This window comes from Pedobacter sp. GQ55 (assembly GCF_059758925.1).
Map to the genome: position 1 here is coordinate 556,673 of NZ_JCAXEI010000001.1, position 23,295 is coordinate 579,967.

15 protein-coding genes are annotated in these 23,295 nt (G+C 40.8%); 5 read left to right on the top strand and 10 right to left on the bottom strand.

Annotated elements, in window-relative coordinates; genetic code table 11:
• Positions 1–183 precede the first annotated feature (183 nt).
• The 6 genes from AC6CH7_RS02310 to AC6CH7_RS02335 all read right to left on the bottom strand — a co-directional run bounded on the left by AC6CH7_RS02310 (position 184) and on the right by AC6CH7_RS02335 (position 9,944).
• Positions 184–1,026: a hypothetical protein gene (locus tag AC6CH7_RS02310; protein ID WP_498261149.1), complete on the bottom strand. Its 843-nt coding sequence runs from the start codon at positions 1,024–1,026 to the stop codon at positions 184–186.
• Between the two features lie 82 nt (positions 1,027–1,108).
• Positions 1,109–2,548 (bottom strand): beta-helix domain-containing protein, encoded by a 1,440-nt coding sequence (locus AC6CH7_RS02315; RefSeq protein WP_498261150.1) that lies wholly within the window; start codon positions 2,546–2,548, stop codon positions 1,109–1,111.
• Positions 2,549–2,964: 416 nt separating this feature from the next.
• Positions 2,965–6,207 carry a TonB-dependent receptor gene (locus AC6CH7_RS02320; RefSeq protein ID WP_498261151.1) on the bottom strand — a complete coding sequence of 1,081 codons (3,243 nt, stop codon included), beginning with the start codon at positions 6,205–6,207 and terminating at the stop codon, positions 2,965–2,967.
• Between the two features lie 158 nt (positions 6,208–6,365).
• Positions 6,366–7,397, bottom strand: coding sequence for a FecR family protein (locus AC6CH7_RS02325; RefSeq protein ID WP_498261152.1), 1,032 nt, complete (start codon positions 7,395–7,397; stop codon positions 6,366–6,368).
• 460 nt (positions 7,398–7,857) lie between these two features.
• Positions 7,858–8,469, bottom strand: a complete 612-nt coding sequence (locus AC6CH7_RS02330; RefSeq protein ID WP_498261153.1) for an RNA polymerase sigma-70 factor — start codon at positions 8,467–8,469, stop codon at positions 7,858–7,860.
• Between the two features lie 68 nt (positions 8,470–8,537).
• The gene (locus AC6CH7_RS02335; protein WP_498261154.1) at positions 8,538–9,944 is read right to left on the bottom strand and encodes a S41 family peptidase; all 1,407 of its coding nucleotides are present in this window, start codon (positions 9,942–9,944) and stop codon (positions 8,538–8,540) included.
• A 450-nt stretch (positions 9,945–10,394) separates the two neighbouring features.
• Between AC6CH7_RS02335 and AC6CH7_RS02340 the strand changes: the two genes are divergently transcribed.
• The gene (locus AC6CH7_RS02340) at positions 10,395–10,979 is read left to right on the top strand and encodes a DUF4202 domain-containing protein (RefSeq protein ID WP_498261155.1); all 585 of its coding nucleotides are present in this window, start codon (positions 10,395–10,397) and stop codon (positions 10,977–10,979) included.
• A 180-nt stretch (positions 10,980–11,159) separates the two neighbouring features.
• On the opposite strand, the gene AC6CH7_RS02345 is transcribed toward AC6CH7_RS02340, so the two are convergent.
• Together AC6CH7_RS02345 and AC6CH7_RS02350 are read right to left on the bottom strand one after the other, a co-directional pair.
• Positions 11,160–15,161 (bottom strand): non-ribosomal peptide synthetase, encoded by a 4,002-nt coding sequence (locus tag AC6CH7_RS02345; protein ID WP_498261156.1) that lies wholly within the window; start codon positions 15,159–15,161, stop codon positions 11,160–11,162.
• Positions 15,162–15,164: 3 nt separating this feature from the next.
• Positions 15,165–16,145: an AMP-binding protein gene (locus tag AC6CH7_RS02350; protein ID WP_498261157.1), complete on the bottom strand. Its 981-nt coding sequence runs from the start codon at positions 16,143–16,145 to the stop codon at positions 15,165–15,167.
• Positions 16,146–16,765: 620 nt separating this feature from the next.
• Between AC6CH7_RS02350 and AC6CH7_RS02355 the strand changes: the two genes are divergently transcribed.
• A complete protein-coding gene (locus tag AC6CH7_RS02355; protein ID WP_498261158.1) occupies positions 16,766–17,653 on the top strand; it encodes an RteC domain-containing protein in 888 nt (295 codons plus the stop codon).
• Between the two features lie 283 nt (positions 17,654–17,936).
• Here AC6CH7_RS02355 and AC6CH7_RS02360 read toward each other — a convergent pair whose 3' ends face one another.
• A complete protein-coding gene (locus AC6CH7_RS02360; RefSeq protein WP_498261159.1) occupies positions 17,937–18,563 on the bottom strand; it encodes a hypothetical protein in 627 nt (208 codons plus the stop codon).
• Between the two features lie 470 nt (positions 18,564–19,033).
• On the opposite strand from AC6CH7_RS02360, the gene AC6CH7_RS02365 reads away from it, so the two are divergent.
• From AC6CH7_RS02365 to mobC, 3 genes are read left to right on the top strand one after another with little or no spacing between them, the layout of a single operon-like run.
• Positions 19,034–19,426, top strand: a complete 393-nt coding sequence (locus AC6CH7_RS02365; protein ID WP_498261160.1) for a plasmid mobilization protein — start codon at positions 19,034–19,036, stop codon at positions 19,424–19,426.
• Positions 19,411–20,676: a relaxase/mobilization nuclease domain-containing protein gene (locus AC6CH7_RS02370; protein WP_498261161.1), complete on the top strand. Its 1,266-nt coding sequence runs from the start codon at positions 19,411–19,413 to the stop codon at positions 20,674–20,676. The genes AC6CH7_RS02365 and AC6CH7_RS02370 overlap by 16 nt, the downstream gene beginning before the upstream one ends.
• A gap of 10 nt (positions 20,677–20,686) precedes the next feature.
• A complete protein-coding gene (gene mobC, locus AC6CH7_RS02375; RefSeq protein WP_498261162.1) occupies positions 20,687–22,678 on the top strand; it encodes a conjugal transfer protein MobC in 1,992 nt (663 codons plus the stop codon).
• Positions 22,679–22,729: 51 nt separating this feature from the next.
• On the opposite strand, the gene AC6CH7_RS02380 is transcribed toward mobC, so the two are convergent.
• Positions 22,730–23,215 carry a hypothetical protein gene (locus tag AC6CH7_RS02380; protein WP_498261163.1) on the bottom strand — a complete coding sequence of 162 codons (486 nt, stop codon included), beginning with the start codon at positions 23,213–23,215 and terminating at the stop codon, positions 22,730–22,732.
• Positions 23,216–23,295: the final 80 nt, after the last annotated feature.

The window sequence follows — 23,295 nt, forward strand, 5'->3', positions numbered from 1 at the left end:
CTTCATCTGTCATCGATTGAACGATCATAACCGTTGTTGTAGGGTTTATTGTTTTTTGTCAAAAGCGAGAAATTTTGAAAAATCACCAAATCAAGCGTGTCTTCAGACACATTATCGGAATGAATAAATTTTTTAGTAAATAGAGATGCATGCGAATATCCTAATATTGATTGCTTAAACTTACTAACGAAAAACAGCAGCAAAGTCACGTAGTGCATAATCAGGAGACACTCGTGTCCCAGTCGGCGTTTGGTTCCCGTTCTCATCTGTCAAAACAGGTGAGATTGAAATTAGCAGACTTGCTCCTGGGATTGGTTCTGCACCATCCAATAATAACGTAACATAGAAGTTATCGGGGTCGGAAATATCTACATTGTCCATTTTAGTATATGGCAGTTCTTTTGTACCTGCTTTATAAACTTTAAATACATATGCTTTTAATTTTCCGGGTTCAGGCTGGGTTGGTGGAAACTCATAAAAGTCACTGAATTTATTAGTTACGCTTGTGATTAGTTTAACAGATTCATAAGTTGTGACCCTAGGTCGGGTAGTGGTCGTCACTTGTTCAAAAAACTCAATGTCTACTGGCCCTCCGTAAAAATCTGCGAAGTTTGTGCTGAACTGGAGTCTAAATCCATAATTATTAGGATCAGAAACTGGTGTAAGCTCCAGATTGTCTGTTAAGGTGGTGCCGTCATAAAAAACCTTTTTTTCTTGCGTGAAGGGGTCAGCCTGAATATTAAATTTACCCACAGCTTTTCCGTCTGCTTTTTTACGTACCAAGATTTCATCACCAGCGTTGAGATATGCTGTAGTGGTTCCGTCTTCTGGATTTCGGAATGAATCATCAATTGCCTGAATGATACTCTTGCCATTCACGACAAATTCGAGGGTATCAGTCATTACATATCCTTTGATCTCAACTTTTACAATGTTTTTTGTTTCCTGTAAAAGGGATTCTTTTTTACACGCGAAGAAGGTTAGTAGGGGGAATAAAAGGAAGAATGAGTATTTTAATTTTTGCATAAAAAATAATTGTTTTAATTTTTTCAAATGAGCGTGTTCCACAGGAACACGCTCATTGAATCTTATTGAAAGAACTTTATAATTAATAATTGAATCTGATCCACGACAATGTTAACCAAAGGTCTGTGCCATTGTCAGCACCTCTTCCGGCGCTTGTTCCATTTGTCACCCAATCCAATCCTGGACGGTTAACATACCATGGGTTTATCATTCCGAAGCTAGCAGCAGTTGCACTTACTGCTGGTAGAATTCTTCCAGTTCCGGCCGGTGAACCCACTAAACCGAAATTAAAGCCATGTATACTTGTGTTGCTGATGTTTGAATTCGCAGCATCGCCTGCCGCTGTACCTGAATCAAAGGTAACTCCTGTTTTAAATCCGGTTACCACAGTGTTGTTCATTCTGATTCTTGAACCACGACGAACACGGGCACCGTTTAAATAACCAACTCCGGTTGCACCTGCAGCGGTTTGTGTTCCGATTACACTGAACTTATCTAATCGTGGAGAAGTTCTTGGGATCAGGTTGAACGAAGCACTTTCAGCTACGGAATTATTATCTGACTCGATTCCGTTTGAATCACTGTTCGGACTTGTACCACTATGGCTGCTTGTTCCATCAGCTAATGATAGACCGAAAGTGATCGTGCCATTAAAACCGTTATCAAAGTCAAACTGATCATCATCAGAGCCTAAAGCAACTAGGTAAGAAGGGCTAACAGATCCACCGAAGAATTCAAAACCATCATCCTTACCATAGGCAGTTTGAACGTGATGAATCGTAGTTCCTGTTCCAACACCACCCAAAGTAAGCCCGTTCACTTCAATATCTGTAGCTAATGCAAATCCTGCATATTCTATCCGTACAAATTGAAATTCTCCGCGGTTGTCATTTCCGGTAGTGCCACCATAGCGGAACTTAGGTAGGTCAGGTAAGCCTTCAATTAGTTTATTGGCAACATTTACTGTATCGTTACCCAAGATAATCACACCCCCAAAATCACCAGGATTTGGAGTAGTGTTAGCTAAGCCATCTAATAAATAACGACTGGTAAATACAATTGGACTAGCAGCACTACCCACAGCACGGATTTTACCGGTTTTCGAAACTACCAGTACACCATTAGCAGGGGGATTTGCACCACCTGGATTAACGCTTGATTTGATAAAAGTACCAGCTTCGATGGTTAATGTTCCTCCTGTTACTGTTACAATGCCGTTAATTTCCCAAATATGGTCGTTATCCCAAGTGGTATTGGCAGTGATATCACCTGCAGGCACTGAAACAACTGGCAAACTTGTAACCGAAGTTGGATAATCTGCCGCAGCAGTACTGCGGTTATCGAAACTGTCTGATCCGGGGTTTGCCTCTTTTTTACATGACGAAAAAGAAACTGCGGCAAAAGCGATAATGGTTAGCGCGGCACTTTTTTTAAGAGTTTTAAGTGAACTTAGTTTTTGAAGTGGCTCAACCACATTGTTTTTAATGAAGGAGCTAGTGATAGCGAATGATTTTTTTAACATAACTTATAAGTTTGACAGGATCTAATTATCACCTGCTGTAAATGTTATTTTTTAGTCAAGGTTGTTTTTATATTGTTGCTGAGGGACTTTAATTCCTTTTTGGAGACGTCTTTTTTTTACTTGACATTTTAAACTCCAGTCAGCAACCAGCATATATCATTTTTTTATATCTTTGCAGCCAAATCTATTTGACTTAAAGAGTTTCTGTTTCATGCCCTTGGCAACTTTACAGATAGCTATAAATAATATTCGGGTTTATCCTGATTGCCGGTGAGTGAATCGGTTATTTAAACGAGGGGCGCTCAAACTGCCCTTCGTTTTTTTGTTCCAGCCAGTCAGGAAACCTTTTCTATGGTTTCCTCCTTTCTCGTTAATGGTGATTTAACATTTATCTCTACATTCATTATGTATTCTCTTTAAAATGTGTAAGTCAATGAGGTGCTGAATGTGCGGCCAAATTTTTGACTAAAGGTTACCATATCCCCGTCATCATATTTGTTGCTAAAGCCAGGTATTAACTGGAATGCGTTACTTATGTCAGAACTTGTCGGATCAAAATCCGGGTTGCTTTCATAGCTGGCAGTATTGCGGTAAAATGAAGATGCAGCATTCAGCAGATTTCCGGCGTTGATTTTTATCTCCAATTTTTTCTTCATGAACCTGTAGCTCGCCTGCGCATCAATTTGTTCCCGCGGCTTCTCGTATTCAATCTGCATCGGATCGTTACCTACGATGTAGGTTTTGTAGCCCGATTTGTTATACATCAGATTTAAGCTTAAATGCTCCCCTGCATATTGCAGTCCTGCATTGATTAAGTAAGGACTTTGCCCATACATATATCGTTTGATTTTGCTCGTCAAAATCAAATCTGGTTGGCCTTCTTCTGGGTTTCGCCCAAGAAAGGTACTCCTCACCTCCGATTTCTGTAAGGTCAGGTTTCCATACACGGTTAAGCCTTTCAATACGGTATTGTCGAAGAGCAGTCCAAAATTTTTACGCAACTCGAATTCTAATCCATAGACTTTGGCATAATCTGCACTTTTCAGGTAATACTGCGGATTGCCTGAAGAAATATCGAAATTAAGTTCTGCCGGCTTGTCGAACTTTTTATAGAAGCCACCAACTGATATAATTTCTCCCAGACCTGGAAACCACTCCGATTTAAAATCCCAGCTATCAATTTTTGTACTATATAAGCCCTGATTACCGTATTGACCACCAAGATCCGCACGGTAGCGCCAGAACTGGCTGTTGTCCATGAGTTCAGGCCGCACAATGCTGCTGGAATAGGCCGCACGAATATTTAGTGTAGAAAGTGGGCTATAGGTCAAATTAGCCGATGGCAACCACTGCCAGCGTGGGTCCGGTTTTAAGCTATAAACCTCAAAACTCGTGTTGGTCCCGTTATTGATCTCTTTGTATTTATAATATTCTCCACGGATACCCCAAACCAAACGCAACTTGTCCGCCAGCCGGTTGTCCAGCATAATAAAGCCTGCATGGTTTTTGCTTTCACCCTCGTAAGTATCTGAAAACAGCGGATTTATGGTGTAGAAAAAACCATTTTCCCCTATGTTCTCCGGCTTTTGCATTTCTGCAATAGACAGGAATTGCAGGCGTTCATCGTTGGGTGTTGAGGGATCATCGGTAAAAGCGGCGATCAGCCAGTCAAATTTTGCCTTCTTTTGATTTCCAAAATAACCAGTTTTTACGCTGCTCCGGATTCCTGCAACGTTAAAAGGGATCGTCGCCGACACATCCCATGAGTAGTTGATTTCCTTGTTAGCGTAATTCTGGCGGGAAGTAGGAAAAAATGAAGCATTTGAACTATTGCCAACTGATGCAAAGTATTCGTAGTTGCCTGACACAAGTTGTGAATAGCTATTGACTACGGAAAGATCTTTTTCTTTTCGGCTGATAGAAGTCCGGGCTGCATCCCAGTCTATTTTTACTTTGCCAAACTGGTGCTGGCCTGAAAGTTTGTTTTGCAAAAGATCGGTGAAAATCGGATCATCCGATTCTTCTATTCTGTTGGGTGGATTACCCTCTATACCATTTTGATCATAACCAACAATTCGCGTGAGCGCATTGTCATACACATGTGTATATGTATTGCGCAAACTGAAACGATTGTTCTTTCCCAGCTGCAAACCTGCATTCAACAAGCCTCCCCAGGTGGTGGTAAAGCCATACGTGTTTCCTGTATTCTCCAAGTAAGGTGCCCAGCTTCCCCGATTCTGCTGATTAATATTATTAGTATTCTGCGTATTGCGATAGCTGAGAGAGCCGGTAAACCCTAATTTATTGTTATTGCCGGTATCCAGGGATATCAAGCGTCCCATGGTAAACTGATAATTCTGCGATGGGATAGCCTTGTATTTATAGACCGTAAAATTATCATTTTTGAATCTCAGACTTTGATCTGTTACTTTCTTCCAATATTGTTCATCTGTCAGCTCTGCATTATCCCCGTCCCGCGCGGTTCGCACCAAATCTTTCGGAAAGTCGCGCCTGCCGTCATCGAAACCGAAATAATCATATTTGCCCCTTTTATGGCTTAAAAAATCTTTTCCCGTGGTTTGGTCGTTGTAAGAAGCGCCGACACTAAAGCTTGTGAAATTCTCATTAGGAATATCCTTAGTATTGATCTGGATCAATCCGCCACCGAAACTGGCATTCATATCCGGAGTAACAGTCTTGCTTACAATCACATTATCCACCATATTTGAGGGGATCAGATCAAAGGAGAAGTTTCGGCTTTGAGCTTCTGTACTGGGCAGGACCACCCCATCTAACATGGCTGAATTATAGCGTTCTCCTATGCCACGAACGAGTATGAATTTGTTGTCCACCGAACTTACCCCACTGATTCGCTTTAGACTTTCTCCAACATTTTTGTCCGGTGTTCTTGCGATTTGCTCAGCGCTGATGCCGTTACTTATCTCCGAGGCATTTTTTTGTTTGGCCAGCAGACCTGCGGTAGAAGCTTTTTTATAGCCGGCAGTTACGACCACTTCCTTTAATCCTTTAGTATCAGGTTTCAGAGAAATTTCCAGCGGCGTATTTTTACCTTCTTTTACTACCACCTCTGTTATACGTTGAGTCTGGAAAGAGATATAGCTCACTTCTATTGTATATGTGCCTGGGTCTATGCTTAGGGTATAACTTCCGTCTGCTCCGGTCTGTGTACCGGCACCAGTTTCGACCACCTTTACAGAAGCTCCTGGTAGGGTTTCACCCTTTTCGTCGACGATTTTACCGGAGATCTTTCCCGGTTTTACGGGGTCCGGTAGCTTATATAAAATAATGGTGTTTTCATCGGCGTGTCTGAAACCGACACGCGTGTTAGCCAAAAGTTTCCTAATGGCATCCTGTAAGTAAACATTTTTTAAATCCAGGCTAACTTTTTGGCCGGAATTAAAAATCGTCTTATCATAATTGATCACACAACCTGATTTATCCTGCAGTCTGATAATTGCTTCCGGTAGGGTTACTGATGTCAGTTTTATGCTGATCTTCTTGTCTGAAATCTGGTTTAGCGCCGCATAGGCAGATAGGGGTGGGAATAAAACAAGGGGTAGCAGGCATAAAGCCGCAACCTCCCTGAATCTTTCAAAGGAAAAGTGCTTTAGTATATCGAAGTAAAAACCTATTTTCATAGATTTATTGCGTTTTTTAATTTTCACGAGTTAAAAACAATTTTTTTTATGGCCGCCCTGTTGACGCAGGGCGGTTTTTTGTTAACTATTTGTTTTGATATGTTTCTTTAAGCCAACCTTAATTTTGGTTGGTGTGGTCTTTGTAAGTAGTTAATCGATCATTTGCAGTCCTCCCCCCAAACGGTAATTAATGAATTCGTTGTTATTTTATAATGTATGTTTCCCCCGCTCATCATCCGTACCTGCTCCATAACGTCTTTGATGCTTTTTTGGTTGAATGTCGCATTGAACTGACGGCTGTTTGCCAGGCATGGCGACTTCAGTTCAAACCGTACATTATAATACCTTTCCAATTTGCCCAGCAGTGTAAGTAGATTGGCATCTTTGAAAATGAACCGGTTTGCAGTCCAGCTGTTGATTTCTTCCGCATCCGCAGTGCTAACCAAATAACGCTGATTCCGGGTGTTATAATCCAGCTTCATGCCACGGGTGAGAAGGGATAATTTTATTAATACTCCATTATTAATTTCTGAAACGCGCACTTTCCCTGTCCGTACCGCTACGCTGAATATATGGTCCGCGGGATAGGCACTGATGTTAAAGGAAGTACCCAGTACCCGGGTCTGGATGTTGCCTGAGTGGACTACAAAAGGGCTGAGGGTATCGCGTTTTACTTCAAAAAATCCTTCACCTTCCAAACGGATGTTACGATGATGGCCTTTTATAAAACGGGAAGGCCATTTCAAGCTAGAAGAGCCTCCCAGGTATACAACCGTACTGTCCGAAAGGATGATCTTCAGCTTTTCTCCCCGTAGGGTGGTTCGGCTAAGCATCTCAATGGCCTCTGCCGGTTTTACTTGATTACTCTGGTAGGCATACCAGCCCAGTGCAGCTGAACATACCAGAACAATTGAAGCGGCATATTGGAGTACCTGGAAATGCTTGCTCTTCTTTTGGTGTCCTGTTTCCGTTTTGGCCAATATCTCTTCGAATTCCTGATCTACATCCGAAGAATCCTCACGCAATGACGGTTCTATAGCCCACGCTTCTTCTATCAAATCAGAAAGCTGTTTATCATCGGTTTCGCCGCTACCCAGGAAACGGAGCAATTCTTCCTCCTGTTGGTGGTTTGCTTTGCCTTCCAGGTAGAGTTTAAACAGTCTTCTAATTTCGTCGTCGTTATATTTCACTGCTGTTTGTTGTATTTAAGGTGTCTTTATATATGTATTAAGATTGAAACGGCTTATATACCTATCCCATATTTTGATATATTTTCAGGTAGCCCTTAACTCATTCATATTCAGTGGTATAATTTTTCAAAAAAAGGTGTTCTGAGGTTGTGTCATTTGCTCGGGTCTTTTTTAAGCTTTGCTAATTCAGTACAATGAATCGAGGTTATTTCCGATATAGGATCTGATCGTAAAAGAGATTGTAAATTCTAATTTTTAGAATTTGAATTTAGATCCGGACAAAGATGGGAACGCTTCAGGAGGTCTTGCCACGCAGATATTCCAGAGCAACAATTTATATCATTTTCCGATCTTAAGGTAGAACCTAAGGAAGCTCTGCTAATGCGAAATGCCCATAAGGGCAAATAATTTGATAGGAGAGGGGCCAAGTTGCTTGGCTTATATCGCTTTACAGGGTGTCTTAAAGGGGGGGTGGTAAGAGGTATTGTAGCAGTATCACTGCAGTGAGCACTGTTTCCGGTGAGAGGCGCATAAAGTAGCGCCGAATATGGCCGGTTGACTTTGTGATCTGGTTATTGACCGTCTTTTTAGAAAGGTGTAAGTGTTCTGATATTTCTTTATGAGACCACCCATTATCACGGCTTAGCAAATAAATGATCCTGGCTTGGCATGGCAGTGTTTCAATAGCCTGGGAAACGATTTCACCAGAATCTTTGAAATCCATGTAATTATCGGTTGAACACAGATGGGGTTCTTCCTGACGTTCCTGGGCAATGAACCGTGTCAATCTCGCTTTACGTTTTAAGGAGTCCAGGAACTTACTTCGTACCATAACAAACAACAGGACTTCCGGAGATTTGGCGGAATCAATCTTTTCTTTGTTTTCCCAAAGACGGACAAACACCTCCTGTGTAAGCTCTTTTGCCTGCTCCTGATCCTGTAGGAATCGGTAAGCAAAACCAGTTACTTTATTCCTGGTACGGCGGTAAAGCTCGTGAAAGGCAGAGGTGTTCCCTGAGCGCACCAGATCAAGTATTTGTTCGTTGGTGAAGTTTTCCAATTCTCTTTTCATGGATGATGAGGTTAACGGGGGAAAGTTACCAGACCAATATTAATTGATTGTTAAATATTTAAGATGATTTACCTATGGGTGATCACGATACTGTATTCGGTTGCCTTTTGATGTGTGTCGGTTAAGACTCTGCTGATAGCCACAGGGCTTGGTTTGGCCTGTTGTGAGTAGGATGCCGATCCCCTGGCATTACCGTTAATTCTGGATAATGCAGCTTTGACCAGCGGATCGTTTAAATCTCCGAAAGGAAGCAAGGGAAGCGTTGCCAGTTCGTTTGCGTTGATGTCCGGATTAATTCCGGCACTGTACCCACCGTTGCCCGAAGCATTGAATAATTTATAAACTATAGGATGCATCTCCCATTGAACTTGCTTGGGGATACGCATGTCGGATATGCTAAAGGAAGCTTCATCCTTCCCTCGGGTTTTTTCCCCAATAAGTATGGTTTGGACATAAGGTTTCAAGTTATTGATCATCACCTCAGAGGCAGATGCTGTTGCAGCTGTGCCTAAGACAAATACCCGGCTTAAACCGAGATTATTCTGCAGAAGGCTGTTGAAATTCGATGTACCGTCAAATGTGGCCGCACTTCCGAAAGAATCTGTTCTGGTCCCACCGTTTTTATTACCCTTATAGATGATAAATGGTTTATCGTAACTAATGCCGCTAGCAATCATGGTGCTGAGTCCGGCCGCCTCGGCCACCTGTCCTCCGGAATTATAGCGAAGATCAAGAATAAGTTCCGTTACGCTTGCACTTTTAAAACGCGCAAATGCCCTGGTTAACGCAGTTGCCAGTCCAGGGCTAAAGTCATTGAAATAAAGATAGCCAATTTTCTTACCTCCGCTTTCAATAATTTTAACAGTCTCCTGCTGATCCAGAATCACCCCGGAACTTATTTCTACCGAACGAATATCATTCCAGGTATTCCCGGTCAGTTCTGCAAGACCTAATGAAAAACTGCCTCTGTCGAGAAGTTCCTGTTGTAACGCGACTGCATTGCCTTCGGTCAGCAGCCGTCCATTAATTTTGCGGATATAATCGCCGCGTTTCAGGCCTGCCCTGGAAGCAGGGGACTCATTTAATACGAGTTTTACAATACCGATCACCTGCCCCGTATTTTGTTCCTTTACCGTAGCGTAGTCAAACCCAAAATTTTTGTTGTTCTTAGGGAAAGAGGCAGGGTCATTGGGCAATATCATATAGGAGAACCGATCAGCACTGTTGCGTACTGAGCTAAAAAAATCTTTTGGTGCAAGGTTAACGGTCGGCTTAGACGGAAGTGATTCGTTCCAGTAATAATAACGTTTCAGGCTGTCCAGTATCCATGTGTTGATGTTTTCATTAGTGCCAATAGGATAGTCAGGTTTGTTATCTTTGTCCTTCTTACAAGAGACCTGAATAAATACTAGGCCAACAACAAGGCACATCCAATTCATGCAGTTCCTTTTGGCAATGTGTAATGTGCTTCCCATAATGGTTTTAACTAGGCTTTTACTTGTAAAAGTAATACCCTACTGTTAACAAATAATTAAGCTTTCTCTTTAAAGTATCGCGTTTTAGCATTAAATGAGGTGTCTTCTACTAATACTCGGATTATCACCCAACTGTAAAGCGAAATCCGCATCAGGTCGAGTGTAGTTTTTAATACACTTTCACCAAAAGCGATGAAGAACGAGTATCTCCGAAATATACAGACAGAGTTAAATAACTCACTATTTTTTATTACAATTGATTTTTTACACTAAATTAGACTCAATTATGCGAATAAAACATAAACCCTTACCGATATCTGCTGCTGTGGATGGCGGGGTGTAACAAACTTTTTATCCATTTGCCCAGTTCCTGTAATTGTGTTACCCATAAAATAATCCCCGATAACCAAAACAAATGCCACTTGGCAATAGATTCCAATTAAAGTAAATATGTCAAATATTCAACAGGCCTACACTCTTTTTGACCAATATAACCAGAGGTCTCCCGAAAGTATTACATACCAGGGCAAGACTTATCCAATTGAATATTTTTATGCGCTAAAGCTTCACCGATGGGTACTAAAACTTGAACCAAATGCCAGTGAAGCCTTGCTGCTTGCCTCCAGATGTCAACATATTGGCCGTTGGGAAATCGCAAGAAAAACCTACCCCGAGGGCCGGATTGGCTATTTAAAATGGAGAAGTGATCTTTCAAAATTTCATTCAAAAAAGTGTGAAGAGATACTTCGCTCCATTGATTATAGTGAAGACATTATAAAGCGCGTCAAGGAAATCATACTGAAAAAAGGAATAAAAAATGATGATGAGGTACAGGTAATAGAAGATGCACTGTGCCTTGTGTTTTTAGAATTCCAGTATGACGCACTCATTAAAACGCAACCAGAAGAAAAAATGATCAGCATCCTTCATAAAACACTGATTAAGATGAGTGACATTGGCAAACAAAACACTCAGGACATTAAATTCAGTGACATTGGAAAAATGCTTCTGCTTAAGGCTATGAATACCACTTAGTGCTAAACAAGATCTGTAGTTACCTGTATCTTTCAAAGATATGAGTGAGGAATAGCCACTGTTCTTCCTGCATTTACTTGTCGTTTCATCGGTGAGACAATATATTTACGAGATTTTAGAAAAATCCTACAGGCGGGAAAATAATTCCCAATCAATTACTGCACGCATTCTTTTCTAAACTTAATCTTTATCAAGAGTCTTTTGCAGAATTCCTGCAAAAGACTTGTCATTCGGTGAATACAGACATGTTCTATGGTCTCCGGGAATCTTTAGGATTTCTACTCCGTCCAATGCAAATTTATTCCATCCTAAATAAACCAGGTCATCTAAATGATACAATCGCTTTTCCACCCTGAAAAGGGTCACTCTGACCTTGCTTGGAACTAAGACATAATCACTGATTGCCTTACTGTAAATTTCGTATATGTATTTTTCGTAGTCAGAAAGCATTTTTTTGTCCTCTTTTTCTTTAGAGAATATTAATGCGTTCAGCTTATTTGTTATTAGCTTAAATCGATAAGGCACAGCGTCTTTAGGGTATTTGCAGAACGATTTTGCAGTAAATAGGACTTTTTGGAACAGACGTTTCAAATTTGCCAGTGGCGTTAACATCGGTTTATGCTGATAGAGATCATATACATAGGTATCAATAACACCCAGCATTTTTACTTCTTTTCCCATTTCCCTAAGCTGTCTGGCGATCTCGAACGCTATAAAACCTCCTAATGAGTAGCCGGCTAAAGCAAATGGACCATCTGGATGGATTTTTAGTATCTCTTGCAGATGTGTTCTCGAAATTTCTTCAATGGATGGGGGAACCATGGTCTCATTGCTGAGTCCCAAAGCTTGTATTCCGTATATTGGCTGATCATCAGTAAAATGTTTTATTATGGACTTGAATGATAAAATGTTTAATCCACCACCATGGATTAAGAATACAGGAGTCTTGTTCCCGCCAATTTTTAAAGGGACTATCGATCCCCCCAGTTCCAATGGCGTTTCTTTTGATAGCTGAACTGCCAATTTTTCAATTGTTGAGTTCTCAAAGAGGGCAGATATTGGCAACCGTTTGCCAGTTTCTTTTTCAAGAGCAACCATAGTTTTCACCGCCAGAATTGAATGCCCTCCAAGCTCAAAAAAGTCATCACTAATTTTGATGCCCTCTATTCCTAATACAGTAGTCCAAATACTAGCAATAATTTGTTCGTTTTTTGTAATTGGTAATGTTTCTTTATCGGTTTTTTTGATACTTTTGCCCGCTATTTCAGGAAGTGCATTTCGATCAATTTTAGCATTAGGTGTTAAAGGAAAATTCCTAAGCACAACGAAATCTTGAGGAATCATGTAATCTGGTAAAATTGCCTTAAGTTCTTCTCTCCAGGATAAATCATTATTTTCTTCTGAACCATTATTTAGCACAATATAGGCCACTAAACGTTTGCCCAGGAGTGTACCCTCTCTTACAACCACAACAGACTGTTTAATGCCATCAAGGGATGAGATTTTTGCCTCTATCTCACCTAATTCGATTCTATGGCCACGGATTTTTACCTGCTGGTCAATTCTTCCAAGAAATTGGATTTCTCCGTTATCGAGCAGTTTCCCTAAATCACCTGTTCTGTATAATTTTGATCCTGTTACATTAGAATATGGATCCGCAATAAACTTTTCGTTGGTAAGCTGGGGGTTGTTCAGATATCCTTCAGCTACTCCGTTTCCACCAATGTATATTTCTCCGGTTTCTAGAACAGGCCGCTCATTTAGATTCTCATCTAAGATATAAACTTGTGTGTTGTGAATTGGAGAACCAATGGTGATAAGTTTGTCATTTGAAGTGATTTGTTTAATTGTTGACCATATGGTTGTTTCGGTTGGGCCATACATGTTCCATACTTCATCTGAAAGTGCCAGCAATTGATGGGCAAGTTCATTACTTAGTGCTTCACCTCCTGTTAATACCTTTAAGTTATATTTTTTATTCCAGCCTGAATCGATAAGCATTTGCCATAACGAAGGTGTCGCCTGCATTACACTGATTTTCTTTTCCTCAATAAGATTCAAAAGTAATCTGCCATCCTTAACTTGTTCGGAATCAGCTATAAATACTTCGGCGCCACAAATTAGTGGTAGATAAAGTTCCAGACCAGCAATATCGAATGAGATGGTTGTAACAGCCAAAAGACGGTCGTTGTGATCCATCCCTGGTACGTTTTTCATACTGGATAAGAAATTGAGGAGATTTTGATGAGAGATCTTTACCCCTTTTGGATTCCCTGTTGAGCCAGAGGTATAAAGAATATAGGCAAGGACGGTAAAACCAGGCTGATTTAAATTGATTTTATCGTATTGTTCAAGTAATGGCCAGGTTTCTTCGATTATAATTTCCCTGGCATTTATAGGATAGCGACCTTGATAAGTTTTAGAAGTAAGCAGTACCTTTGCCGCAGAATCCTTGAGCATGAACTCCACTCTTTCAACAGGGTATTTAGGGTCTAGCGGAAGATATGTTGCTCCTGATTTTAAAATGCCAATTAATGCAATAATCATTTCAAGTGAACGATCAACAGCCAGTCCAACTACATCGCCAGTGCTAACACCGTTGTCAACTAACAGGGAGGCAAACTGGTTGGATTTCTCCATGAGTGATCTATAACTTAAAGATGAATTTTTGAAATTTGCAGCAATCTTATCTGGATATTGATTGCCAATTTGTTCTATCAGCTCAATAAATGTTTTGTCAGATGCTAAAATTGACTCTTTAGTTTTTGTCTCAACTAAAGATGGTGGGATTGATTTTTTTGGAAATGATTCTAGTATCTTACCGTCAGGGTTTTTGCACAATGAACTCAATAAGTTTTCAAACTCTTCCATCATAAGCCTCATCGTTGAAGCCTTAAACAATTGCGTATTATAAGTCCATTCTAAAATAAATGTGCCTTGAGCTTCTGTGGCGTTTAAAAAGATCTCGAAAGTTTCATATGCCCTGGGATTGGAAATAAGTCTATGTTCTAAATGATCAAATGATACCGCACTGTCCATGCCCATATCAATATTGAACATTACAGGGACCAATGGAATCCTTGATGGATCTCTTTTCAGATTTAATTTTTTAATAAGTTGACCAAAACTAATTTGCTGGTGTTCATAAGCATCAAAAAAAGCAGGTTTCCTCTTCTTTAAGTATTCATGGAATGACCAATTGGATTCCACTGTACTTTTAAGAGGCATTAAGTTAACACAGTGTCCAACCAGGCTGTACATTTCAGTAGCGGACTGACCCGCCGATGGCAAGCCTATAATTACCTGTGCTTTTCCAGTTTTAAAAGACAAAAAAATCTCAAAGGCAGAGAGTAACGTAATGACAAAACTACATCCTGATTTTGCACCAATTACTTTCAATTGATCCACTGATTTTGCAGGCAGCAGCTGGTCAATTCTATTTGCTTTATAGGATCGGGGTACTGGTCTGGGGAAGTCAGTTGGTAAATCCAAAACCGGTATATCCTTTTTATAAAGGTCTAACCAGAAACTTTCAGTTTTTCTAAATGAATCGCTTTTGATGAAGCTGGCTTCCGCTAAAGCATAGTCGCTAATCTGTGATGCCTCTTCGAGATTTGCAACCATTCCTTTCAGATATTCATTGTAGTATTTGCTTAAATCTTCTAAGATTATACCTATAGACCAACCATCAGCAATTAGGTGATGAATTACAATGGTGAAATGGTGCCGACGAGCGCTTAATTTATGAAGATAGAACTTGAAAAGAGGGGGCACTTGAATGTTAAATGGAGTGTTGATTTCTCTTTTTACAAACTCATTTAAACGTTCTTTTTGCTCGCTAACATTATAGCTAGTCAGATCTTTAATTTCAAAATCAAATAATACATCACTGTAGATGATAAAATATTCCCCGTTGGGACTGATTACAGATCTGAGTGCTTCGTGTCGTTTTACTACTTTTAATAAGGCCTTTTTAAAACAATCAAAATCAAATTGTCCGGTCAATTCTAAAGACACAGATTCATTGTATGCAAGGTTTGCGGGTTCTCCGCCTATCACACATGATAGCCATATTTCTCTTTGTGACTCGTTAGTTTGGACGGCCTTTACTATTTCATTTGAGTCTTCAAAAGGATTGAAATTGATTTCAATCGTGTTTATTATAGGACGTTGATCTGCCATGATTTAATCAATTTTGATTTGAAGAAATTTTCCTCTCTTATTGGGATTAATCATCAACCATGATGCGTTTCCTTCTTGAATTTTTCCAACCCTGGGATGGGACAATTTAATGAATTTCTCCTTTATTGGTTTTATTTGATGAAGATATCTATTGGACAAACAAGGACCAGAAATATTCATTTCTCCTATTTCTTCTTTTTTCAGGAACCTTAGATTTTCGTCCAAGAAATAAACGGAGGATTGCGCAATTATTTCCCCGGTTGTGGGGGTTGATGCCCACTTATTAGGTTTGGATGTCAATGTTTTCTCGGCTCTCCAAACCGTTGTTTGGGTTGGCCCTGAGACATTTAAGAGGACAAAAAAATTCTGAAAAGAGGCATGAAAACCAAGGTGACAAAATGGTAAGACATCAAGGTCGTTGCCTGGAGGCGAATGTTCATGCTGCCAACTTAAAAAACTGCTCAAGCGCTCCTGTATTAAACAAATCCTTTTTGGTTTATCTGTAACACCAGACATATAAAGAATGCGTCTGTTTTCAGACTGAGAAGAAGTTGTGGTATGGAGTGTTGGAGCATACAATTTATCTGAATGTATCAGGTTAAATCCCGGACCAGGGAGGGGCTTAGATGCGCTTACTAAGGAGATACATGTGCTCACCCCGGGATCCTCTTTGTTCCGCCGGAGCCTATTTTTAGGGTAGCGTGGGGCTAATGGCCAGGAAGATTTTTCAGTTTTAAGAACTGCCGATAGGCAAATGATCATTTCTATAGTGCGCGTTGCACTTATTCCTATAATTTGCCGATTGGACACCAGATTCAGAGTAGTATTAGATGGAATTTCTACTTTTTTATTTAATTCAAAATAGGTGATTGATTCTTTACTAAAAATCACCGCGGTAATTTTAGGGTAATTGGAAACGACCGCATTAAAAGGTTGATGGGCAATGAGTTCGTTTTGACTACTTAAATTTTGATCTTTAAACATTCGAGAGTCACGGGCTGATTCTGCAAGTTAACTTGCAAAAGTTATTCCGGATTGCTCACTACCCTGATTCGGCTCATCTGTCATTGTTTATTTCATCAGAAAAGAGTGTCCTTTATTACCTAAATATGCAGGCACTATGTCCATTGGGAACTTTAATTGTCAAAGTTGGCGAATATAATTCATAGTGAAATACTAAAAAGGAAATGGTTGTTGTGATAAATGAGCATTCTCCCTTAAAATATTTATATATTAATTCTTTTGTCATTTCCTTTTTCATCAGGCAATTAATTGCCCTGCTTTATTAGTAGTACGAGCCGGATTAGTTTTTTTACTATGCTCTTTTTATTTTTTTAAAATAAATCAGCAAATGTGATTTTCCAGAGTTGATGTTACACTTTTTTAGCATACGATTAGAAACGATCCGGCGGATGTCATCTATTATAGAAATGGGTTTTCCAGGTAAATTAAGCTAAGGGTTTTTCCTTATTTTGTAAAATAGGGGATTTTCCCTATTGACATTTTTGTCTTTAACATCCACTTTCATGGCAACATGTCCCTGCCCCAAAGCTTCCCAATGGCAGGAACTTAAAAGAACTTTTTGTTAAACTCATTCTCTCCCTATGATGAAAAATGAAAACACAGACCCGACTGCTGTTTGGGTTTTATTTGTAAAGAAATCTGAATTAGCTTACGTGAATCTCCAGCAACGTTTGATGGACACCGAGGTCGGCGCTCCACTTGAAATACTCAGCGCCGCCTTGGTTTTGATTCGAACGGATGTTCAGGTACTGGATAATTCATTTGCCGATTTGGTTGACCTATCTGATGCTACTCGGATCGTATTTTTTAAGCAGATTCGTCCGAAATTTGTCGCCCTTTGGCTGTTTTATCTGGAACGTTATCACCTGTTTTTGAGTAAGCCTCTTAGTACAAAACAGGGGATCAAGTCTTTTTATGAGTCAGAATTGGAGCAGCTTGATTACTTTTTGAAGCGTTATGGATTTTATTACAGTTATTTCCGAAGCGGGATGAACCAAACTGACCATTTATATTTCCTTCCGGATATGAAAATGTCTGTTGCTGTCCCTGAGTTACCTCTATTACCGGGAATGTCACGTACTGCCTGCGATTACCTTTTTGCCAGGTTCCTGGCTTGTGATTTGATAACCCAATTCGTATTAGCGCAGATCAATGATCTGGATAAACCCAATCTGGTGGTATCTGCAGGGGTAAATTTGGCAAAGAAAAAAAAAGCACAAACACAATTTGGTTTGTCGGTAGATCAATTGGGGATGGCTGTCCGTGCTGCTCTGGATGCTTCGGTAATCAAAGGCAAATCCTTTCAATCTTTATGTGAGGAGCTAGCACCCCTGGTTGTAACCGCTTCCGGACAGAGCAGTGTCTCCGCGGGAAGTCTGCGTAGTAATGCCTATACAGGTGAGGATGTGGATAAACACGTAGTCATTCGTGCAATGGAAAAGATGATCCGCTTGATTAAGGAGTATTAGTTGTTAATTCCGCCAGGGTAATTGCTTTCTTTCAATTTTCCTGGCTTACTTCGCCTAGTTAGTTTATTCTCTTGTGTTCCATGGGATCTTATCAGGTAATAATAGGAGACGCTGAGCTGAAGAAACTTAAAATCTTCTTCGACCTCCTATTTTTAGGCAGAGCGACTTGATGGTTCCGGAAAATGAATGAAAACGAAATTCCAAAATGATCATGTTGTGAATCGGATTCCCTGACTCGCTTATTTCCCTTTCAAATTTTCCCATTCCTCCGATTTTGCTCTGATCAGTTTAACTTTTTTCTTACTGTTGAAATTCTTGGTCCTGGGACATCTTTTTTTGGATGGGTGATCATTAGGTTGTGGTTTTTTAGTTGATATCCATTGATGATCCTACGCGCGATCTGACGGTAAAATATTTTCTTTTGAGAATCCTTTTCCAGGATAATGTTGTTTCTAATCAGCTGCTTGAGGATTTGTTTCACATCAGCATCGTCTTCTACACGGAAAGAGCAGCCAAGATAAGGATCCCGGTAAACCAGGACCAGGCAAAGTCTGCCATCGGAATCCCGATGTATTAGTTTTTGTTGGGTAACTTCAATCTCCCTGGGATAGGACCCCTTGGTCTCAGAAGGAGAATTTTCCATCATGGTAGGGTCAGTAATGCTTACAGGCACTCCGCGTCTGTAATCCTCTATTTCTCCCAACTTCAAATGATCTTCATCTGGAAAAGGAAAGCGAAAGAGGAAACCCATATCAGCTTCGGCGTATTGTTCGGGTGAAAGGCTTCCTGGTTCTTGTTGGACCTGGCCTGATTCCAGTGCCAGGACATATTTCGGATAACTGGCGTAATAGAGACTCTCGCAGGTGCCCAGTTTGATGACTCTGTTTTTGTATTTTATGTACTCTCCCATAATTGAACTTTTTCTGGTGTTGGCAATCTGTTTGTTGTTCTGAGCAGGATAAACGTATTTAGAATGACTCGGATTTTTTCATTTATTCCTTTCACATGCCCGGATCAATAAAGGTCATCCATTGTGTGAAAAATAACCTATTTAGAATTTAAAGGGCATTGAAGAGGGCTTCTCCAATGCTATTGTCCTATTTTCTCTGTTTGCCTTGTTTTAATATTGCCCTGAAGATTCATGGGATTGACTTTGCTTTCCTGTGTGTTTTTTGTTCATGAATGTTATCCTCTTTAGAATTTATCCTGGATCGTTTTATGTTTTTTATCAACCTTACTTTTGTACTGCAAGCCGGAGTAAATGCTAAGCATAAGGTTTGCTTGATCTGCTGTTAGCGGAGCACTGGAGCCTTTATGCTAAAGGGGCTGTACCATCTGGTGCACTAATTGGTTTTTTGGTTATTGTTTAAGGATGTAGGAATGAAAAAGAAGAAAAATAATAGAGACAAATGCTATGCGGTACGGTTAAGTGCAGCTGAACAGGAGATACTGCTGAAGAATTTTGCAGGTACAACCCACAGGAATTTTAGTGAATATGCGCGGGCAATTTTACTGGGAAAACCCATGATTGCAGCAGTAAGAAACCAGTCGCTACAGGACATTTTCGTGGAACTGGTGGCCTTACGACAGGGGTTGAATGATGTGGCAATTCACTTCAATCAGGCTGTACAAAAACTGCATACCGTAGCCAGCATTCCACTATTCCAGAGTTGGCTGTTAAACTATGAAATGGATCGTCGAAAATTGCTAAAAGATATTCGGGAGATTAACGTATTCGTCAATTCAACTGCTGAGAAATGGTTGCAATCATAAAAACAATTAAATCCTTAAGTGGAAGTTTTTACTACAATGAGCGTAAGTTGGGTTCGGGTGATTCAACCTGCCTGATGGCTGAGAATTACCCACGTCAACTTTCTGAACTGACTCAGTCTGACCGCTTGCAGATGCTGGAAAAAATGGCTGCGTTAAACCCGCGCACTAAAGTAAATGGTCTGCATATCTTTTTAAATTTTGATCCTTCGAACCAGCTCAATCCAAGTAAGTTGCGGGAGATTGCACGATTTTATATGCAGGGGATTGGTTTTGGGAATCAACCGTATTTGGTATATGAGCATTTAGATGCTGCACATCCACACCTTCATGTTTTAACCACCAATATACGTGCTGATGGCAGCCGAATAAATCTATATATGAAAAGTGTTCATTTTCAGTCCCTGCTCAAGCAGATACGTACCCGTTTTGCGCTGCATACAAGCAGCCTAGCAAAAGATCCGGTAGCAGCTTTGTATCGTGCCCAGCCCTCGAAGCTAGCCTATGGTAAATCACCAACGTTTAGCGGTATTGCTAGTGTGTTGGAAAGTGTGCTTAGTGGGTACCGTTTTACCTCATTTGCAGAGTTAAATGCGATCCTGGGTTTGTATAACGTTCGGGCGGAACGGGGTAAGGAAGGGTCGAAGCTGTTTAAAAACAGAGGACTGATTTACCGTTTACTGGATGGGTCGGGTAAGCGCGCCGGTGTACCGGTCAAAGCCAGTGCGCTACCATTCAACCCGGGATTAAATGTGCTCGAGGAAAAGTTTAAAAGGAATATTCCGCTTAGGCTAGGCCTGGAGTACAGAATTGTCCGGGAAATTAACCTTGCGCTAAACAACGTGGAAATTTGTGATGCAGCGGCCTTATGGGCATCGTTGAAAACAAAGGGGATTGATTTGGTACTCCAGGGCGATGCTGCTGGTAGATCGCAGGAGATGATTTATGTCGATCACAACAGTAGATGTGCGTTCAGGGGAGCAGAACTGGGTAGTGTTTATGATACCAAAGGCATATTGAGCGCCTTGCATGCAAATCAAAAAAGCATCAAGAACGCTAGTACTGACAATGTTCCGGAATTTGAAAAGGATCGGGGTCTACATGCTGATAGCTTGCAACATAGTTTGATTAGTGTTGATATATCGGCATTGGTCAATTTATCGCAGATTCGCTCTGAGTGGGATCGTTCTTTGGTTTCTGTGGTAAAAATGAATCGGAAAGAACGAAGAAGAAAACAAAGGATCAAACATTAACGCGAAATTTATGGCAATGCAAACAGGTGAGAATGAGCAGGCAATGAGAAAGATTCTGGACATGACCAGGCTCATTTCGATTAGTATCCTGCTCCTGCATTTTTATTATTATGGCTACGCGGCATTTCGTTTCTGGGGCTTTACCAGTACTTTCTCTGACCAGCTGATGATCAATATTGCTCGTTCGGGGTTGTTTGAAGACTTTCATAGATCCAAGTTTATTGCTTTAGGGTTTCTGTTCATCTCCCTATTAGGGGTAAGGGGGAAAAAGGATGAAAAACTAAGTCATAAAACCGGCTTGGCTTATTTGCTTACCGGTCTGCTGTTGTATTTTGTCAGCGCACTGACCCTGGTGTTGGATCTGAATTTGCCTTGGCAGGGAATGCTGTATATGGGGCTGACTTCCGTCGGATATTTATTGATTCTGACTGGTGCTACGCTGTTCTCCAGAATCATTAAAGACAAGCTGAGCGGTGATATTTTCAATAGTGATCAGGAGAGTTTTCCTCAGGAAGAACGACTGCTGGAGAATGAGTTTTCAATCAATTTGCCGACCAGATATAAGTTGAAAGGGAAGGAGCGAAAGGGCTATATCAATGTAATCTCCCCGGCCAGGGCTACCATTGTGCTTGGTAATCCCGGTTCAGGTAAGTCTGTTTTTTGTATTCGGGAATTCATCACTCAGGCCCTTGGGAAAGCTTCACCTTATTCCATGCTCGTATACGATTTCAAATTTCCAGATCTGTCTTTAATTGCCTATAACCACTGGTTAAAGCATAAGGACCGCTTTCCTGGAAAGCCTGAATGTATTTTCATCAATTTTGATGACCTGTCGCGATGTCATCGCGGGAATGTGTTTGACCCTTTGGGCATGATTGACATTACCGATGCCTCTGAATCTGCACGTACCATTCTGTTGGGATTGAATCGGGAATGGCAGAAAAAACAGGGCGATTTTTTTGTGGAATCCCCAATTAATTTTGTGACTGCAATTATTTGGTTTTTACGTAAGTATCAAAACGGCGTCTATTGTACATTACCACATGCCATTGAACTGATTCAGCTGGACTATGACAGTTTGTTTACGGTACTGCGTCTGGAGAAGGAAATAGAAGTATTGATTAACCCATTTGTAAATGCCTACTTGAATGATGTGATGGAGCAACTCGAAGGACAGATCGCTTCAGCTAAGATTGCCCTGGCCAGGTTGTCTTCACCCCAATTGTATTATGTGCTATCCGGGAATGATTTTAGTCTGGACATCAATAACCCCGAGCATCCGAAGATCATTTGTATGGGAAATAATCCGCAGAAGATTCAGACCTACGGGGCAGTACTTTCTTTGTATGTAAACCGTTTGCTGAAAATCATCAATCAGAAGAATAAACTAAAATCCATGCTGATCTTCGATGAGTTTCCGACGCTGACTACAGATATCATTCCTACCATTGCTACTGGCAGAAGTAATAAAATCGGGGTATGTCTAGGCATACAGGATGCCAGTCAGCTGCGGAAGGATTATGGCCGGGAACAGGCAGAGGTGATCATGAGTACGGTGGGTAACATCATTGCCGGACAGGTGACAGGGGACACCGCCAAGCAGCTGAGTGAACGTATTGGCAAAATCCTGCAGGACCGCCAAAGCATGTCAATCAATAGCGGAGATACTTCTATCAGTAAAAGCAAGCAGCTGGAGTTTGCCGTTCCGGCCTCCAGAATTGCGGCACTTTCCAGCGGGGAATTTGTAGGCATGGTTGCCGATATCCCAGATCAAAAAATTGCCTTAAAAGCTTTTCATGGTGAGATACAGAATGATTTCGATGCCCTGAATAAGGAAGAGAAAGCTTATGTTCCCATCCCTGTGATCAGAACGGTCAATTCAAGTATGGTCCAAAAGAATTACCTGCAGATCAAACAGGATGTGCAGGACATCGTGCAGTCTGAGGTTCTGCGAATGATGGGGGATCCTGCGCTTGCCCATTTGGTGATCCGCAAGAGCTAGGCCATTGAAATTCCGACTTAATGCTTTCCAATCTCTGCTCATTTTGATACGTCAAATACCGCTCCTAGCTGATTTTGAAAATGGCCAGGATAATGATGGACAGAAATATCGCCATTGCACCAGGTAGAAAACATGGAGTTGCAATATAGTAGCCCTAACCAGTTTATCAGTACCTGCACTGCTCTGTTTTAAACCCTTCTTTAATTTTGTGATCTGCCTGTTTCCTACCAGGAATCCATTGAGAACCAGTGTCAGGATAAGTGCCAGTTTAATTTTGAACCACAATTGATGCATGAAAACACCGTGGGTAACCATCAAACCTACGCCTGAAGAAAATAGTAAACCGCCACCTATTGCTAAAATTATAGCAAGCCTGGACATTAGGTTTAACAGGCTACCGGATGGTTCGCCTTTGGTGTTAAACTGGTTGGAAAAAGTACGGAAGGTAACATAATCTGCAACAGTAGTCCCTGCCAGTTGCGTTAGCCCGGTGAGATGCATAACAAGTAAGGCTTGCATTAAGATGAGCGTATTCATATCAGATTGTTATTTTTTGTTAAGAACTGAACAATAAAAAGCTGGTTATGATCATGTATAGCAATAGAATCAGGTGTCTG